At 68.8% G+C, this 16804-nt stretch carries 15 protein-coding genes and 2 pseudogenes; 4 read left to right on the forward strand and 13 right to left on the reverse strand.

Translation table 11 applies throughout. The features are described 5' to 3' along the window. Positions 1-17 precede the first annotated feature (17 nt). Positions 18-1757 carry a mycolysin gene (locus MOV08_RS36660; RefSeq protein ID WP_275310482.1) on the forward strand — a complete coding sequence of 580 codons (1740 nt, stop codon included), beginning with the start codon at positions 18-20 and terminating at the stop codon, positions 1755-1757. Positions 1758-1823: 66 nt separating this feature from the next. On the opposite strand, the gene MOV08_RS36665 is transcribed toward MOV08_RS36660, so the two are convergent. From MOV08_RS36665 to MOV08_RS36675, 3 genes are all read right to left on the reverse strand, one after another. Continuing rightward, positions 1824-2078 carry a PLD nuclease N-terminal domain-containing protein gene (locus MOV08_RS36665; protein WP_039638570.1) on the reverse strand — a complete coding sequence of 85 codons (255 nt, stop codon included), beginning with the start codon at positions 2076-2078 and terminating at the stop codon, positions 1824-1826. Positions 2079-2254: 176 nt separating this feature from the next. Next, on the reverse strand, positions 2255-2818 hold the full coding sequence (locus MOV08_RS36670) for an HAAS signaling domain-containing protein (protein ID WP_275310483.1): 564 nt from the start codon (positions 2816-2818) through the stop codon (positions 2255-2257). Between the two features lie 10 nt (positions 2819-2828). Continuing rightward, entirely contained in the window at positions 2829-3182 is a 354-nt protein-coding gene (locus MOV08_RS36675) for a PadR family transcriptional regulator (RefSeq protein WP_039638571.1), read from the reverse strand. Between the two features lie 86 nt (positions 3183-3268). On the opposite strand from MOV08_RS36675, the gene MOV08_RS36680 reads away from it, so the two are divergent. Beyond that, entirely contained in the window at positions 3269-3676 is a 408-nt protein-coding gene (locus tag MOV08_RS36680; RefSeq protein ID WP_275310484.1) for a hypothetical protein, read from the forward strand. 588 nt (positions 3677-4264) lie between these two features. Here MOV08_RS36680 and MOV08_RS36685 read toward each other — a convergent pair. Then, positions 4265-5251: an NAD-dependent epimerase/dehydratase family protein gene (locus MOV08_RS36685; RefSeq protein WP_275310485.1), complete on the reverse strand. Its 987-nt coding sequence runs from the start codon at positions 5249-5251 to the stop codon at positions 4265-4267. A 49-nt stretch (positions 5252-5300) separates the two neighbouring features. Between MOV08_RS36685 and MOV08_RS44240 the strand changes: the two are divergent. Then, positions 5301-5411: pseudogene (locus MOV08_RS44240) on the forward strand (IS5/IS1182 family transposase); the annotation flags it as partial. A 22-nt stretch (positions 5412-5433) separates the two neighbouring features. Next, a pseudogene (locus MOV08_RS44245) lies at positions 5434-5540 on the forward strand (IS5/IS1182 family transposase); the annotation flags it as partial. 429 nt (positions 5541-5969) lie between these two features. Here MOV08_RS44245 and MOV08_RS36695 read toward each other — a convergent pair. The 9 genes from MOV08_RS36695 to MOV08_RS36735 all read right to left on the reverse strand — a co-directional run bounded on the left by MOV08_RS36695 (position 5970) and on the right by MOV08_RS36735 (position 16655). Next, a complete protein-coding gene (locus MOV08_RS36695) occupies positions 5970-7067 on the reverse strand; it encodes an alkene reductase (protein WP_275310486.1) in 1098 nt (365 codons plus the stop codon). A 121-nt stretch (positions 7068-7188) separates the two neighbouring features. Further along, complete coding sequence (locus tag MOV08_RS36700) at positions 7189-8151, reverse strand: Lrp/AsnC family transcriptional regulator (protein WP_275310487.1); 963 nt, start codon at positions 8149-8151, stop codon at positions 7189-7191. 252 nt (positions 8152-8403) lie between these two features. Further along, on the reverse strand, positions 8404-9513 hold the full coding sequence (locus MOV08_RS36705) for an amidase domain-containing protein (RefSeq protein WP_275312009.1): 1110 nt from the start codon (positions 9511-9513) through the stop codon (positions 8404-8406). A 179-nt stretch (positions 9514-9692) separates the two neighbouring features. Next, positions 9693-10982: a polysaccharide deacetylase family protein gene (locus tag MOV08_RS36710; RefSeq protein ID WP_275310488.1), complete on the reverse strand. Its 1290-nt coding sequence runs from the start codon at positions 10980-10982 to the stop codon at positions 9693-9695. Positions 10983-11042: 60 nt separating this feature from the next. Next, positions 11043-13028 (reverse strand): transglycosylase domain-containing protein, encoded by a 1986-nt coding sequence (locus MOV08_RS36715; protein ID WP_275310489.1) that lies wholly within the window; start codon positions 13026-13028, stop codon positions 11043-11045. Positions 13029-13704: 676 nt separating this feature from the next. Further along, entirely contained in the window at positions 13705-13980 is a 276-nt protein-coding gene (locus MOV08_RS36720; RefSeq protein ID WP_052287110.1) for a MoaD/ThiS family protein, read from the reverse strand. A gap of 4 nt (positions 13981-13984) precedes the next feature. After that, positions 13985-15136 (reverse strand): acyl-CoA dehydrogenase family protein, encoded by a 1152-nt coding sequence (locus MOV08_RS36725; RefSeq protein ID WP_275310490.1) that lies wholly within the window; start codon positions 15134-15136, stop codon positions 13985-13987. Next, entirely contained in the window at positions 15133-15966 is an 834-nt protein-coding gene (locus MOV08_RS36730; RefSeq protein ID WP_275310491.1) for a hypothetical protein, read from the reverse strand. The genes MOV08_RS36725 and MOV08_RS36730 overlap by 4 nt, the downstream gene beginning before the upstream one ends. Before the next feature lie 11 nt (positions 15967-15977). Beyond that, positions 15978-16655 (reverse strand): methyltransferase domain-containing protein, encoded by a 678-nt coding sequence (locus MOV08_RS36735; protein WP_275310492.1) that lies wholly within the window; start codon positions 16653-16655, stop codon positions 15978-15980. Positions 16656-16804: the final 149 nt, after the last annotated feature.

Here is a 16804-nt window from a genome sequence, read left to right on the forward strand (position 1 = left end):
CCGCAGAAAGGCATGCCATGTCCCGAATACGGGTCACGAGACCCGCCGCTCTGACCGCGCTGGCAGGCGTAGGCGCCTGTCTGGCAATCATCGTCGTGCCGTCCGCGTTCGCGGGCACGACCACCCCGGCCGGCGGCACCTGCACGATCCGCCCCGCGCACAAGGACTCCGAGGCGCCGCTCAGCTGTCTCGGCGTCACCGCTTCTCTCGACCACCTGCCTGCTGTCGGCGAGCAGGCCACCCTCACCGTGGACGTCCAGGCGCAGGCCGACGTCCAACACGCTGGACTGTCCGTCCAACTGCCACCCGCACTCCGGATGATCGGCGGGGAATCCGGCCTCGCCGCACCCACGACGGACACCTTCGGCCAGCGCACCAGCAAGACGTTCGCCCTCACCCCCGGCACCCGCGTCATCAAGCTCAAGGTCAAGGCCGTCGCCCCCGGACCCGCCCAGATCCAGGCGGACATCAGCGACATCGACCGTCCCGACCCCCGCCGCGCCGGGCACGACTCGGTGGAACTCACCGTCGGCACATCCAAGGGCTCCTCCGACAAGGGCATCTCGGTCACCAAGGCCGGCACGTCCCCGGTCCACCGCCCCGGGGCGGGCACCCGTCCGGCCCGCCCGGTTACGCCCAAGGCCCCTGCTCCTGCTCCTGACCATGCCCATGCCTCGGCTGCCTCGACCGCTTCGGCCCCGGCCGCCCCGCGCGTCACCGCCGCGGCCGCGGCCGACGCCCAGGTCTGTGTCGGCGGCACATTCCGCAACCGCTTCCAGTCCGCCGAGGGCGGCAGTTGGAACGGCAAGGCCAACCGGGACGAGCCGATCAGCAACGCCAACATCACCCTGTGGGGCAAGCCGACCCCCAACAGCGGTACGCAGAAGCTCGCCACGGGGATGACCGGCAACGGCGACGGCAAGTTCAACCTCTGCTACACCCCGAGCGCCTCCGTCATCCCCCAGGCATGGGTGGAGTTCCAGACGCAGGCCGGCCAGATGTGGTCGGTGGTCGACGCCAACGGCGGTCTCTACTCCACCGCCACGTACTCGCTGAACAACATCTCGGGCACCACCAACCTGGGCAACATATATGCCAACGACGGACAGAGCCGCGCCTGGCACGCCCTCGACACCCTCAACAAGCTGTGGTGGAACCGCGGTTCCACGACCAACTGCTGGGCAAGCAGCCAACAGGACGGACACTGCACGCCGATCACCGTCCAGTGGTACCCCGGCTCCACCGACGGCACGTACTGGAGCACCGGCGAGGACAGGATCCACCTCGCGGACAACGACCCCGACTCCGAGCACACCACCGTCCACGAGGCGGGCCACGCCCTCATGGGCAAGCTCTACAAGGGCTGGTGGCCGAACGTGAGCAACTGCTCGCCCCACTACGTCAACCGCACCTCCTCCACCAGCTGCGGCTGGACCGAGGGCTTCGCCAACGCGGTGGCGTTCCACACCTTCAACGACACCACGTACTACTGGGGCAACGGCAGCTCCATGAACCTCGCCAACGACCGCTCCACGAACGGCATCGACTCAGGCGACGCCTGCGAGGCCCGCGTCGCCACCGCGCTGGTCGACCTGTGGTCCCAGGTCGACGGCGGCTGGACGAAGAGCAACACCATGATGACCAAGACCTGGCAGTCCAGCTTCCGCGAGTACTTCGTCAACGACCGGCCCGACTACGGCCTGGACAGCGGCACGACGGCCCAGAACATCCTCTACAACCACACCATCCAGTACTGACCGCTGACTACTGACTGCTGTCAGCTGCACAAACCCACGGACCGGGCCGACAGTCGGCCCGGTCCATCAGGCGATGCCTGGCCGACGCTGGGCGTTGCGGCGACCGACGAGGAACCAGAGCAGGCACCCGAGGAAGGGGGCCATCAAGGCGAAAACGAGCCAGACCAGCTTCATCCCGCCGGTGAGGTCGGACCTGACGATGCTGAGCAGGGCGCCGAAGTACAACGCGAGAACGCCGAGGGCCGCGGCAGCTCCTACGCAGCCGATCACGATGTCGCCCGTAGGGGCAAGGGCCATCTGGTGTGCGAGCTGTGCCTGCATCGTTCTCTCCTCTTGCTGGTGGGGGGATGTTCAGAGTTCGTCGGTCGGGCTGGACGTGTGGTGACCGGCCGTAGCCGCCACCGCCGCCGTCTGCGGATCGGCTGGCTCGGGCGCGTCCGGGCTGGTGCGTGCTCGCGTGTGTGGCAGGGCGCCGATTGGCAGCAGGTGGGTCCCCGTCACGCCCGACGCCTCGCCTCCCACAGCAGATAGAGGCCGGCGGCGGTCGGGAGCAGCGGGACGGCCAGGAGGATCGGGAGGAATGCTCCGAGGCCGAAGTTGAGCGCGCCCGCGGGGACCACCCACTGCGACACCAGGAACAGCAGCGGCACGAGGGCGGCCGCCGTCCCGATCGCCTTGTCGCGATGGCGCCACTGCGGCGCGGTCCACAGCCACCAGATCGCGCCGATCAGGACCGGGATGCCCAGCACGGGTGCGAAGACCGTCAGGGGGCCGGTCACCGCCAGCAGTCCCAGCAGGGCGAGGGTGCGTCCTCGGCTCACTCGCGGGGTGGGGAGTTCCTCACCGAGTGCGGTGGCCGCGATCGTGCGCGGGTCGCCGAGGCGTGCGAGCACGGTGCGGATCTCGTCGTCGCCGGAGGCGGACGCTTCCGCGAGGGCCACGGCGATGTGCTCCTCCAGGTCGGCCAGCAGCTCGTTGCGGCGTTCCGGGCTGAGTCCGGCCGTTTCACGCGCCACGGCGGCCAGGTACTTCTTCACCAGCGGGTGGTCGGTGATCGTCATGCGGGTCTCCTCAGTCGGTGATGAAGCGGTCGACCGCGTCACGGAAGTGCGGCCAGATGGCGGTGAACTCCTTCAGTGCCGCATGCCCCGTCGGTGTCAGCTCGTAGTACCGCCGGGGCGGCCCGCTGGGGGACTCCTGCCAGCGGGTCTCCACCAGCCCGTCGCGGCGCAGCCGCGACAGCAGGGGGTAGATCGTCCCTTGGCTGGTGACCATGACGTTCACCGCGCCGAGGGTTTCGAGCAGCTCCACGCCGTAGCGCGGGCCCTCCCGCAAGATCGCAAGCACGCAGTACTCCAGCACCCCCTTGCGGAGCTGGCTCTCCGCCTTGCCCGCGACGGGCTTACCTGCGATGTCAGGTTCCATGCATTGCACAGTACCTGGTTATCTCTAGTGGTCCAAAGGTGATGTTGGTGCGCCGGTGGCGTGGCCTCCGCTCCGCTCTGAACCGAGTGCCGACGGACCTCGCCTGCCCGAACGGCCACCCGGTGATCATGGGCTCCCCGGCCGCCGGTACCTCCGGCCCGCCCAAGGCCACCCTGACCCGCACCGCCACCGAGACCGCCGTCGCGGTGGGCGGCGGCCGGGTCGACGCCGTCGCGGCGAAGGGCTCCTCCGTCGTGCTCGCGGCGGCCACCGTCAACGACACCGAACTCGTCGAACCCGACGCCGCCACGGGCAAGGAACTCCACTACGCCCGCATCAGGGGCATGACCGCGTCCCTGAACCTCACACCCACCTCGGCTGGCTGGTCCACACCGAGAAGACAGTCACCCCGCCTCAACACACAGGCGCTCGCCGCCGATTCGGCAACCACACAGCCAGTCGTCGGTCTGCATCGCCTACGGGACAACCCTTAGGCTTGCAGAAACGTTCGCGAAGAATGGAGAGCCGATGAAAGGCACCCTCAGTCGCTTGATGTCCCGCATCGCTTCCTTCATGTTCCATGGCCGCCGGCCCCGGCTCGACCACCCCGACGCACACCGATCCACCCGGGCCAACCAGCATGCGGGCCTCATCGACCACTATCGCCCCTCGCTGCCCACGGGCGGGACAGGAATGCAAGGGCCCCGGTGACCTCAGGCCCCCTGGCGGTGCGGCGGAGGAGGCGGGCCGCGCGCACGGTGGGCATTGAGGCGGTGCGGTGGCAACAGGTTCACGCTGTGGATCACGGTGGCGCATCTCGTGATCCCAGCCCCGTACCTCGCGCTGCGTGGTGAGCGGGAGCGCATAGCCAGCGGTCGTCTCACATGAGCGCGTGCGTTCCACGCGTTCACGTTGTCGCGCGGCTCCGACGGGTTGCTCCCCCCCCCCCACCTCATGCCAGTCAACTGGCCGAATACCGGCACACGTTCGGTGTCGCCGGCCGATGGACTGTGGGGCATAGCAGCCTTGCGACAGCCTTCGCGGTCCTCTCGGGGCGAGGGGTGCCACGCTTCGGGTCGGGCTCAGCCGGGTTCGGTCACGGTGAGGCGGCGCCGGATCCAGTCGGTGACGGAGTCATGTTGGGGTTTCCAGCCCAACTGGTCCCGGGCCCGGGTACCGCGTACCCGGCTGTTGGAGCCGAGGGCGTACACCGCCGGTTCGTATCCCCACTCCTGGATCGCGGAGTCGATGTCCCAGGACTGGGCAGTGCCGAGCCCCAGGTTGTCGGCGATGGCCTGAGCCATCGTGGCGAACGATGCCTCGCCGTTTTCGGCGAAGTAAAAGGATCCGGGTGGTGCCGATTCGAGTGCCAGGACGTACAGGTCGATGACGTCATCGATGTGGACCGTCGACCAGATGTTGCTGCCCGTGCCGATGTACCGGACGACACCGCTCTTGCGGGCCTGGTTGGCCAGACGGGGAAGCTGCACACTGTCACGCGAAATCCCGTACCCATGCCCGTAGATCAGGCTGCTGCACAGCACGGTTGAGCGGATGCCGCGCTCTGCCGCGGCCAGGACGAGCCGGTCGATGGCCACACGGGGGGCCTTGTCCGGCTCCGGCTGCCACGAACCGGCGGGGGAAAGGGCGGCCTCGGTGAAGGTCTGTTCTGTCGCCTCTCCACGGGCGTCGTCCCCCACGATGCTGGAGCCGCTGGCGTGCAGGAGGGTCTTCCCGGTGCCGGCGAGCGCGTCGGTCAGGGTCTCGACTGCACCACGGTGATCACTGTCTGCGGCGTTGATCACCGCGTCGGCTGTGTGTGCAGCCCTGGTCAGGGTCTCCCGGTCGTCGAGGGTCCCGAGTACGGGGGCGATCCCGCTTGCCCGGAGAGCCTTCGCGCGGTTTTCGGTCCGCGCCAATCCGATCACCTCGTGACCTGCCTCCACCAGGCGGTTGGCGACAGATCCGCCGATGTATCCGCTCGCGCCCGTGACAAATACGCGCACAATCAACCTCCAAAGAGCTTGCTTACGCCCTCTATGCTTGCATGCAATATGCGGCGCATGCAAGGACTTGTGGTTCGCTGCCGCGGTCGGGCTCCGTGCAGTCGGATGCGCGAACTTGACGAAGCGTCAGATTGCTCCGCCGTTCGGCGTCTCCAAGTCGGCGGCGGGCCGCATCATCAACCCACTCGGACCATTGCTGGCACTACCGCCGTTCCACGGCCCGTCAGGTCGTCGTCGATGCCTTCGCCTTCGCCCGCATGAAGGGCTGGAAGATCCTGCGCGACTGCCGCCTCAAAAAGGCGAGGGCGTTCACCACGCCGTGCTTGGCATCGCCCGTCTGTACAACCTCGCTGCCGGACACCAGCACGGAATTCGCCGCGCTGAGCGCGCAGTTCGGGATCCGGCTGCCGGTCGGCCGCACCGGCCAGTGCCGGGACAATGCGCTCGCCGAACCCTTCTTCGCCACGATCGAGCGGAAGAGTGGACGCCGGGAGCCGCTCGGTCAGCTCTGTTGCAGCAACCCGCCCTCGCCCGTCAGCTGCAACCTCTCGACCTGGGGCCGGCCCACCGGTTCGTCGATGAGCCGGGCCTCCACCACCTTCGACGGCTGCGGCTCAGGCATCTCGATGGACTCGGCCCCGGCCACCTTCTCGCTGGTCGTCGGTGCGTCTTCCCTGATCAGGAGTTACACCGAACGTTCCACAGTCCCACGAGGGGAGGGACAACCTGGCCCGGACGGCCAACCGTGCCCCGAACGTGCCGCAGTCCCTTGGGCGGGTGTTCAAGACCGTGCCTGCGCCATGGTCGGGTAGTCGGTGTAGCCACGGCGGTCGCCGCGGTAGAAGGTGGTGGGATCGGCCTCGTTGAGCGGGGCGCCGGTGCGGAGGCGGTCCACGAGATCGGGGTTGGCGATGAAGTGGGTGCCGAAGGAGAGGATGTCCGCGAGCCCGTCGTCCACCAAGTGCAGTTGACGGGGGCCGGCGGGCCAGTCCTCGGGGGCCTCGTGCGGGTTGAGCATGTACACCCCTTCCCAGCTGCGGCGCAGTTCCACGGTGAGGGCGCGGTGGCCGGGGAACTCGAACACATGCAGGTAGGCCAGCTGCGGAGGCAGCTGCTCGATCAGCGTCAGGTAGAGCTCGTGCAGGTCGGGCTCCACCAGGCCGAAGGCTGGGCAGCCAGGGCTGATGCGAAGCGCCAGCCGCTCCGCTCCGATGCGTGCGGCCACGGCTTCGACGAGTTCGACCGGGAACCGGACGCGCTCGGCGATGCTGCCGCCGTAGGCATCGGTGCGGCGGTTGGCGCTGCCCGAGAGGAACTGCTGGATGAGGTAGCCGTATGCGCCATGCAGCTCGACGCCGTCAAATCCGGCATCGATCGCGTTCGCGGCCGCGTCGGCGAAGTCGGCGATGGTGCCGGCGATCTCCTGCGTGGTCATGGAGCGCGGTACGGGGAAGGGCTTGCGGACGGCGGGTTCGCCTCCGTGGATGCGCACCTCCCCGTCGGCTGCGACGGCTGACGGCGCGAGGGGATGCAGGCCGCCGCCCAGGAGTTCGGGGTGGCTGTTGCGGCCCGCGTGCATGAGCTGCGCGTAGATGCGGCCGCCCGCTTCGTGGACGGCCTGTGTGATGGGGCGCCAGGACTCGACCTGGCGGGCGTCGTGCAGGCCGGGGGTGTCGGTGTAGCCCTGGCCGACGCGGTTGGGCTGGATGGCTTCGGCGACGAGCAGTCCCGCAGTGGCACGCTGCCGGTAGTACTCGACCATGAGCGGGGTCGCGGACAGGCCCTCACCGTACGCGCGGCGACGGGTCAGCGGCGCCATGGCGATCCGGTTGGGGAGGGTGAGCGGGCCTACGGCGATCGGGTCGAACGCGGTGTGCATCGAGGCGGTTCCTTCTGTACGGACGGGTCTTACGCGCCCACCGTCGTCGAACCCACCCGTCCGCAACAGGAAGACCCCCGGAATTCGGCGATATCCGAGGTGCCAGGGCCCTCTGCCGGCGCTATCCGACGATCGGGGAGGCTTGCTTGAACACCCGCATGCTGGGTGCGGTTTCCACCGACCGCACCCCGGGCAGCGCCGCCACGGGACCGGTCAGGTACGCGTACAGCGCCGTGCTGCCGCTGCACTGCACACTCGCGTAGAGATTGGACGCACCGGTGGTGGCCGCCGCGAAGCTCACCTGCGGATGTGCCGCCAGCGCCTCGCCTGCCGCCGCCAGGTCGCCCGGCGCGATGCTCAGCCACAGCGCGGCGGACGTCCGCAGTCCGAACACCGCCGGATCGAAGTCCACGTCGAAGTACACGACCCCGCCGACGCGCAGTTCCGCCAGGCGGCGCCGCACACTCGTCTGCGACCAGCCCGTCGCCGAAGCCAGCGACTGAAACCCGGCTCGCCCGTCGAGCGCCAGTGCCGCCAGCAGTGCGTGGTCCTCCGCGGTCAGCTCTACCGGCGACGTCACCGGCTCGGTGGCCGGTGGCCGCAGCCGCGCTCGCTGATCGGAGGTCACCGGCCCGTTCTTCGTCAGCGGACTGGTACTGCCGCCGAAGAACGTATGCAGGACGCAGTGCGCACTCACGTCGGTCACCCGGGGGGTGCGCGGGAGGCGGGCCAGCAAAGCCGACTCCTCCGCCGGAGCGTCGGCCTGCGCCTGCACCATGCAGACGAGCTCCGAGCCGCCTGAGGCGATCTGCACCCAGGAGGTCTCCGGCTGCCGTGCCAGCGCACGCGCGAGCCCCACGGCCGCCTCCGGCACGCACCGCACCCGCACCACCCACACCTGCCGCCCGACGGCCTGCGGGCTCACCGCCCCCAGCACCCGCACCCCCGCCTCGGCCCGCAGCCGTGCATATCGGCGCGCGATCGTCTGGTCCGACACCCCCAGCACCTCACTGACCAGCGAGAACGCCACACGTCCATCGATCTGCAGCGCCTGCAGCAACCCGCGGTCCAGCCCGTCCAGCATGTGTCCTCTTCACTGATCAAGTCGTCGATGGGCGGGCGGGGCGAGTGGTACCCCGGTTGGGGACCGGGGTACCGGTCGCCAACCGGGGGCTGCCCCACGGAGTCGGCACACGACGAGAACCACGGTGCGGATGCGCGTCACCGTGCGCGTTGCGGGGCGTTCGCGGTGGCTGCGACGGTCACACCACCGTGCGGGGACTGCGCAGTGCGGTGGCCGCGGGCCGCGGCGCAGGCCGCTGGTGTCGGGTACCTATCAGGTGCGGTAGGCGTAGTACGCGGCGGACGGGTACGACGCGACGAGGCTGGCCACCGACCTGTTGTAGGTGTCGTTGGAGTGATACGTGACATACGGCATGCCCTGCTGACTGCGCTTGGTGACGATCATGGAGTGGTCCTTGGACCCGTCCTTGTCGAAGTCCACCTGCAGCACGTCGCCGACGTCCATCTGGTAGACGTTCGCGAGGCTGGTGGCGCGCTTGGACGACAGGGCGAACCAGGAGAACTCGTTGACGCCGACGAAAGAGTCCGACTGGATCTCGGCGTTGCCGAACCACTTGTGGAAGTCCGTCGTGTAGCCGGGGACGTGCTGCCAGCCGCCGGCCTTGAGGGACTGGCTGACGAAGTTGGTGCAGTCCCCGCCGGCACCGACGCCGCTGAAATCGGGGTAGTCCGGGTTGTACCTGTTCCAGTACTTCGTCGCGTAGGCCGCCATGGCCTTGTAGTCGTACCCGGTGGCCGTGACGTTCTTCGGGTCGGGCCGTGCGGGCCACGTCGTGGCCGAGCGGGTCGCCGAGGGCGGGTCGGCGGCGGTGGCCGGCGCGGCGACGGCCGGCTTGGCGACCTGGTTCACCGCGAGGTAGCCGTCGTCGGTATCGCGGACACCGGTCAGCCGCCAGTCACCCTTGCGGTCGGCCTGGAAGGAAAGTTCGTGGTGGGCCCGGAAGCCGGTGGTCTCGGGCTCGGCACCCTTGGCCTCCTCGTACGCCAGCGTCGTGGTCTCGGTGACCTCGACCGTGGCATACCGGCCTTCCACCCGGGTGGCGTCCAGCGTGACACGGGTGCCGGCTCCGCTGTACTTCTCGCCGAGCCGGGCGAGGCGGGACTTGCGGGCGCGCAGTTCGTCGAGCGTCGATCGCTCCTCGCGCGACTGCGTCTCGGACAGCCGCACCTTTCCGGTGAAGCCGGACGTCCGCTGCGGGTGTGGCTTCTGGCGTCCGCCCCGGGCATCGCTCACCAGGGACTGCGTGCGATCGGTGAAGACCGCGTCGGCCAGGCGCTGAAATGCGACCTTGGTTGCCGAGTCCACCGTCGGGCCGGCCGGGGCCGCCGCGCTCGCGCTCTGGTGGGGCAGCAGGATTCCCATGGCCACCGAGGCCGTCGCCACCGTGACTATGGTGGCGCGGCTCCACTTGCGGCCTGTTCTCGTGGATTTCAACGATGTTCCCCTCTGCTCCGGTAGACAGCCCGGGCGATCGAATTTTGCGCGAGATGGGTGAAATGGGTAAAGGGGCCTGGACGATGGGGGCCAGGCCGGTTTCCGGGTCACGGGACGACCGTGGACCAGTCCGGCGACTGGGCCGGATCCAGACCGCGCAGGCGCTGCAGCGTTTCGGGCTTCTGCACGTCGAGCCAGTCGGCGAGTTCCTTGAAGGACACGCACTTGACGCCCTTCTTGGCACAGACTTTCTTGATCATCTGGTCGACGGCCTTCATGTAGATGCCGCCGTTCCAGTCCTCGAAATGGTTGCCGATGAACAGCGGTGCCCGGCTGCCGTAATAGACACGGTTGAAGCCTGCCAGGTAGGAATCGACGGTCTGCTGCTCCCAGGCGGCGTACTTGGCCGGATCGCCCTTGGTCTCGCCGTGGGACTGGTTGTAGAGGAAGTTGAAGTCCATCGACAGACCCTGGTAGTTGCCACCGGGGTACGGAAGCATCTGCAGCGGAAAGTCCCAGATGCCGTTCTTCTTTCTCGGCCATATCTGGAAGTCGCCCGGGGAACTCGCGTCGTAGCGCCAGCCGTAGCTCTTCATGGCTTTGAGCAGGTTCGGCTGCCCCTCCAGGCAGGGGGCCCGACCGCCGGTCACCTCCTTGCGGAAGTCGAAGGGCAGCGGGGGAGTGTCCTTGTCGCCGGTGTTGGTCCGCCACTTCTCCACGAAGTCGTAGAACTGGTCGATCTCGCTCTTCCACTCCTCCACGCTCCAGTCGGCGCCTCCCTTGGCGCCACAGAAGTGGCCGTTGAAGTGGGTACCGATCTCGTTGCCGTCCTGGTAGGCCGCGGCGAGTTGCGTCAGGGTGGTGCGGATGTGCTCGTCGGTGGGGTAGCTGATCGCCGCGGAGCCCACCGGGTGCTGGGGCGGGTGGTAGAGATCCTTCTGGCTCTTGGGCAGCAGGTAGATGCCGGTGAGGAAGAAGGTCATGTGGGCGTCGTTGTCCTTGGCCAACTCGCGGTAGTGGGAGAAGAGCCGGTCGTCGCCCTCCAGCGCACCGTCCCAGGAGAAGACGACGAACTGTGGTGGCTTCTCCCCTGGTTTGAGCGGCACGGCCTTCAACTGCCCCTTCTGCGGGCCGGTGTAGGAGGTCGATCCGTCCCCGAGGATCTTCGGCTTGCCGTCCCACTCCGGCTCCCTGCGAGGCTGCGGCGGGCTCTGGGCGACCGATCCCCCCTTGCCGCCGGAGGGAGCCGAAGCCTGGCCATCGGTCTGGATCAACACCAGGTAGCCCGTGGCGGCCGCGCAGACGACGAGGGCGGCTGCCGCGAGGGCTGCGAATCGGGTACGGACGGTGCGGCGGGGTGCGCGCGCCTTACGGCGGCGGCCCGGAGTCGACTTCATACAAGGCTCAAATCTGCGAGGGAGGTTCCGGTACGGATGCGGGTGCCGACGGTCCGCCGGTCAACGCAGCGGGCCCATGGCGCCCGCCCAGATGTCGTACGGGACGCTGTCGGCGGCGGTTCCCGCGAGCCCCTTCAGCGGCAGCGGTTCGAGGCTCCTGGCCAGATCCATGCGGTAGACGACCACGGCCGTCGACACGGCGCGGGTCGTGCCGACGTACCAGGCGGCCGTGTCATCGGCGACGGTGCCGGCCTTGCCGGACACCGCCGCCGCGGCGGGAGCGGCGTCGGGGTGGGCGGCGCGGAAGGAGTCGGCGAGCGCCTGCGTCACCTCCCCGGCCACCTGGGCGGATACCGCGCGGTGCGCGTCCGGGAGGTCCAGTCGCACCGCCGAGCCGTTCCGGGTGACGCGGCGCACGGAGTACGGCTCGACGTGCTGCCCCGCGGCGGCGAAGGTGGCGTAGCCGCTGGCCATGCGGATCGCGCTCGGTGTGGAACTGCCCAGGGACAGGGCGGGTACCTGCGGTCCCATGCTCGACGACAGCAGCCCGGCCGCCTGGGACGTCTGCTTGACCTTGTCCAGGCCGGTGTCCATGCCCAGTTGCATGAAGGGGGTGTTCACCGACTTGGCGAGCGCCTCGCGCAGCGTCATCCGGCCCCAGGACTTCCGGCCGTCGTTGTGGGCGGTGACCTTCTTGCCGCTGCGGTTCCAGTAGGGGCCCTCCGGTGTGCTGACGGGCACGCCGTCGTCGCCGTCGTAGAGGGACCGCGGGGTGACCTTCTCCCTGGGTGCGTCCCGCCGCCGGACGACGCCGTGCTCCAGACCGGCCGCGTACACGAACGGCAGGAAGGCCGAACCGGCCGGTACCGTCCCGGCGTTGGACTCGTTGTAACCCTGCTTCCGGTGGTCCGGGCCGCCGTAGACGGCGAGGACGCGGCCGTCGGTGGCCAGCGACGCGACGCCGTAATGGGCGGTGGCTGCCGCGTCCGGGTGGGTCTGCCGGACCTTCTTGCGCGCCTTGGCCACCACGTCGTCCAGGGCCGCCTCCCGTTTGCGGTCGAAGGTGGTGTAGATCTGATAGCCGCCCAGGTCGAACTGCCGGTCCGAGAGGTGCCCGGCTTTCTTGGCGTATTGGGAGGCGAGTTCCACCAGGTAGTCGCTCTGCTGACCGGTGTCGTACAACGGGTTCTGTTTGAGCGGCTCCGGGAAGGTCCGATACCCGGCCCGCTCGGACGGCGACAGCCTGCCGATCTTGACCATCCGGTCCAGGATCCAGTTCCAGCGCTCCACCGCCCGGTGGTGGTTGGCCGCACCCAGAGTGGGGTCGTACAGGCCGGCGCCCTTGAGCAGCGACGCCAGGAAAGCGGCCTGGCTCGCGTTGAGTTCGCTGGCGTCCTTGCCGTAGTAGGCCTGTGCGGCGCGCTGGATGCCGTAGGTGCCGCGGCCGAACCAACTGGTGTTGAGGTATCCCTCCAGGATCTCGTCCTTGCTCAACCGGTTGTCGAGCTTGAGAGCGATCATCGCCTCGGTGAACTTGCGGCTGACGGTCTGGTCCTGGTTCAGGTAGACGTTCTTGACGTACTGCTGGGTGATGGTCGAGCCCCCCTGGGTGTCGCCCTGACCGACCGTGCGCCACAGGGCGCGGGTAAGGCCCTTGAAAGAGACGCCGGGGTCGCTGTAGAAGCTCTCGTTCTCGGCCGCCAGCACGGCCCAACGGACGTCCTCGGGTATGTCTTTCAGCCGCATCGCCTGCCGCTGCACCCAGCCGGTGCGGGCCATGGGGGTGCCGTCGGACCAGAAGTACACGTTGTCCTGCTGGGTGGCGTACGCGTTCAGGTCCTCGGGTATGTCGGTGGCGGCGTAGGCGACGGTCAGGAACAGCCCGGTCAGGCCGACGGCCGTCGACACGACGCCCAGCCACTGCCGACAGGAGGGCACCCAGCGGCGCCAGCCGGTGCGGCCCGGACGCGGATAACGCGGCCTGAGCCGGCGAGCACACGGCGCCAGCCGCGCGATGAGGGGGGCCAGCAGCGTAACGATGCGCATGCGGGCGGATGGTGACTGCGCGGCCCTACGCCGGCCGGCCTGTCCGTCGGCCCCCTCCGGCCGTCGCGGCAGCACGGTCTCGCCGGTCGGTGCAGGCGGTTCGACCCTCAGCTGCAACGTGTGTTCGGGGTCTGCGGACGTGGGTGCTCGGAAGTCGTTCCCTTCACTGGCGAGGGGTTCCCGACGCACGATCCACCGGCGGCCCGACGGCCCGTGGATCTCATCCGGGCTACCCGGCCCCTGCCCAGCCCCTGTCACTCCGTGTCCCCTCCGCACTCTGCGTGTGGCTCGCGCAGCGTGACGCAGCCGCCGCAGACACAACTGCCATCCCGCAACCCCCCAGCCACGCCGCGGCCTTCACCACATATACAAACCTATCAGCGACCTTTTCGAAATCTCCACACAAAGACCGAATGGAAACAATCAGGCGGTGCCTGGCACGACCCCATCCCGTCATCGCCGACAAACCAGGAGCGATTGGATACCGGTGGGCCGGTGGATGCCGAGGCCCCGGCGAGCGGGGTCACCAGGGCCGGGCAGGGGCGCGACAGCCGCGCCCAGGTGGTGTCGCCCCCGACCCTCCACATGCCCGACCGCCAGGGCCCACGACAGCTCGACCCTCATCCGGAAAGGTGGCGGCACCCCCGTGCGCCGGGCGCCGCCGGCTGCGCGTGTTCTATCGGCGGGAGCCTCCGGCGATGGCGGTGATGATGTCGATGGTGTCGTTGGCCGTGGTGGGTGCGTCGAGGGTGTCCGATGCCAACTGGTCGCCGTTGAGGAACAGGCGGTGGACGGCACTGATGTCGCCGTTGCCCTCGAACAGGATCGTCGCCAGCTGGGGGTACTCGGAACAGAGTTGCTCAAGGCCGGCACGGACGGTGGGGGCGTCGTAGGCCAGGTCTTTGCGGTAGTCGACGTACTTGCGCAAGATGCCGCTGACGTGGATCTTCACGGTGTCACTCTCCCGGCGCCCGCAGGGTGGGCCTGATTGTCTGAGTGAGGTGCACGCCCAGGTCGATTTCGACCTTCTCCTGGGGGTTGCCGCCGGCCAGCAGGCCGGAGAAGTCGCGAAGGTGACGTGCGCAAGGACTGGTGTCCAGAAAGCCTTGGGTGCCGGTCAGGCGCTGTGCCATGGCCGCGACTGACAGCGCGTGCTGTCCGACGGTGTACTTGGCGATCCACGAGAGAGGTGACCACAGGGAGTCGTCCTCGCCGTATGCCTCCAACGCCTGGTAGAGGGTGGCACGGCAGGATTCGACGGTGGCGTGCATGCGGCCGAGCAGGCTCTGGACGTTGGGATAGTCGGCCAGTGGGGTGTCGTGCCGTTCGGTGGCGGCGACGTGCATGGCGCAGACTTCGGCGATGGCCCGCATCCGCCCGGTCGGGGCGGCGACGAAGAACGCGGCCTCGGCGTTGAGAATCCTTTGCGCGTGGGCCAGGCCGTCGGTGTCGACGATGCGGTCGCAAGGCACCGCGGTGTCCGTGGCGCGAACAGTGCCGAACCCGGCCGAGCGGAATCCGCTGACGGCAAGCGGGGCGATGCTGACGCCCGGGTCCGTGCGGTGGAGCAGCACGGCGGTGAGGCGGCCTTGTGCGTCGGGGACGTAGGTGAGGAACGCATCGAGTATCCGCGCGCCGGCCACGATGCTCTTCTCCGTGGTCACGGTGATCGTGTCGCCGTGACGGGTGAGGCTGCCGCGGAAATCGAAGGGGTCTCGTTGTTCGGTGTACGCGAACCCGATCAGGGGGAGACGGCCGCCGTCTGACAACGGCTCCAGCAGATCGGCGCGTTGGTCGTGGTGGAGGCGGCGGATGGTTCCCGCGGTCAGGTAGACCAGGAGGGGGAAGGACAGGTCGGTGCAGCGATAGCCGATATGTTCCAGGACCAGGCCCCAGCGCACCGGAGCGAATCCGCGACCGGTACAGACGTCGGTGGGCAGGGCGCAGTGGAACAGGCCGTGCTGGGCGGCCTCATGCAGGAGTTCCGCTGGGAGCGGGGCCGCGGCGGCGTCGCGAGCCGCAGCGCCGGGATTGACGCGGGTTTCGAGAAGGCGGTGCAGCCGGCGGTCGGTGTCCGCGGCCACGGCGCCGATCAGTTCCCGGTTCACGGCTGCGCATCCAGGATCTCCACGGCTTCGCCGTGCAGGTGGCCGTCGTCACCGCTGATGCGGTGGGAGAAGGCGAGCCGTGTTCCGTCCTGGTGCAATGAGGTGTCGATGGTGGTCCGGTCGTGCAGGAACAGGGGCCGCCTGAGGCGGAATTCAAGGTGGCTGATGCGGCGGCGCAGTCCTTCGCGAAGCAGGGGTTGCGTGTCGGCGAGTGTGTCGACGAGATGTTCGCGACTGCTGCCGATCAATCCGGTGACGTCGACGAAGCACCACTGGTCGGCGGCCTCGCAGACCTGCCGGTCGATCAGCCGTGTGTAACTGGCCCGCACCAGGGCCGGGGCGGTGGCGGCCAGGCTGTCGAGCAGTGGAGTGAGCTCATCGGTGAAGGCCGCCTGGTCGTCGATCTCATCGGGTCGGTAGTGGCCGGTGACGCTGGGAGGAAGTGCCTGCGGGGTCGCCGCCATGGCCCGTGCCACATCGACGGCCAGGGCCCGGCAGCGCATGGTCACAACGGCCAGTTGGCGGCCGTCCGCGCTGATGTGCGTGGTGGTCTCCATCAGGTTGCGCTGCCGTAGCAGGCTGCTGGTGGTGGTCGAGGTGAGCCGTTCGCCGTCCAGGAAGCCGAACGGCTCCTGGTAGGCAAGTCGAATCCCCGTCACCGCGAACCCGGCATGGTGTTCGCGGATCATGGTGGGGAAGGCCACCGCATGCTGGGCTGTCCACGTGGTCCAGCCGGAAAGCATGATCCGCACCGCGGCGACCGGATGCAGCTGAAGTGAGGTGAAGTGACTGGAGTCATAGGGGAATTCGACGGTGGAGTACCTGACCATGCTCTTCTCCCTCAGCTCGTCGGCCTGGTCGCCGAGGCGACGTGGATCGGAACCGTGCAGAAGGGCGCCGAGCCGCTGTCGCGCTCGTGGAGGTCGGACAGCCACCGTCGTAGCTGGCCGGGCGGTGCTCCTCGGGACTCATGCGCCCACGCAGCGCAGGCGCGCAACTGCAGTACGGTGTCGGCGGTTTCCGCATCGCATCTCTCACGGTGCACTTCGCTCTGCACGGACACCAGTCCGTACGCGCGCAGAAGTCGGCGTACTGCGCTTCCGGACCGTGGCTGGGCGAAACTGCGGCGCACCCACGCGGTCAGCGAGCCCGACTCGGTGTAGAGGGTTGGGCAGGTTGCCGCTGCCTCCTCCATGTCGGGTTCGACCAGGACGACGCGGCCCCCTGGGCGCACCACTCGCGCCATCTCCGCCACCGCGGCGCCCGGATCGGTGTCGTGCAGCAGCAGTCGCTCACCGCGGACGGCCGCAAAGACCCCATCGCTGAACGGAAGATGATGCGAGTGCGCCTGCATCACCGAGCAATCGCCTGCACGGGCGCGTGCTTCGGCGAGCATCTGGTGACTGAGATCGACTCCGACGGGGCGGGCGCCGCACTGCCGGCCCCACAGGACCAGGTCGGTGCCGGTTCCACACCCCACATCCAGCACCGGCTCCCTCGCAAGAGCCTTGCCGCCCATCGCGAACGAGCGTCGCTTGGCCGCCTGTACCCCCGGCAGAGCCGCAAACCCATCAAGGCATCCGATCAGTACAGCGGGCCGAACGGCCGCGTCGACCCTGCCGAATCCGCTGGGTGTTCCGCCGGACGCCGGCACGACAGCCTCCACGC

The organism is Streptomyces yunnanensis, from assembly GCF_029011865.1.
GTDB classification, from domain to species: domain Bacteria; phylum Actinomycetota; class Actinomycetes; order Streptomycetales; family Streptomycetaceae; genus Streptomyces; species Streptomyces yunnanensis.

Coding starts and splice junctions, on each gene's coding strand:
- MOV08_RS36735 (WP_275310492.1), bottom strand. CDS start 16,655: ATGGGCGGCAAGGCTCTTGCGAGGGAGCCGGTGCTGGATGTGGGGTGT.
- MOV08_RS36730 (WP_275310491.1), bottom strand. CDS start 15,966: ATGGTCAGGTACTCCACCGTCGAATTCCCCTATGACTCCAGTCACTTC.
- MOV08_RS36705 (WP_275312009.1), bottom strand. CDS start 9,513: ATGGGAATCCTGCTGCCCCACCAGAGCGCGAGCGCGGCGGCCCCGGCC.
- MOV08_RS36710 (WP_275310488.1), bottom strand. CDS start 10,982: ATGAAGTCGACTCCGGGCCGCCGCCGTAAGGCGCGCGCACCCCGCCGC.
- MOV08_RS36665 (WP_039638570.1), bottom strand. CDS start 2,078: ATGCAGGCACAGCTCGCACACCAGATGGCCCTTGCCCCTACGGGCGAC.
- MOV08_RS36715 (WP_275310489.1), bottom strand. CDS start 13,028: ATGCGCATCGTTACGCTGCTGGCCCCCCTCATCGCGCGGCTGGCGCCG.
- MOV08_RS36670 (WP_275310483.1), bottom strand. CDS start 2,818: ATGACGATCACCGACCACCCGCTGGTGAAGAAGTACCTGGCCGCCGTG.
- MOV08_RS36700 (WP_275310487.1), bottom strand. CDS start 8,151: ATGCTGGACGGGCTGGACCGCGGGTTGCTGCAGGCGCTGCAGATCGAT.
- MOV08_RS36695 (WP_275310486.1), bottom strand. CDS start 7,067: ATGCACACCGCGTTCGACCCGATCGCCGTAGGCCCGCTCACCCTCCCC.
- MOV08_RS36660 (WP_275310482.1), top strand. CDS start 18: ATGTCCCGAATACGGGTCACGAGACCCGCCGCTCTGACCGCGCTGGCA.
- MOV08_RS36675 (WP_039638571.1), bottom strand. CDS start 3,182: ATGGAACCTGACATCGCAGGTAAGCCCGTCGCGGGCAAGGCGGAGAGC.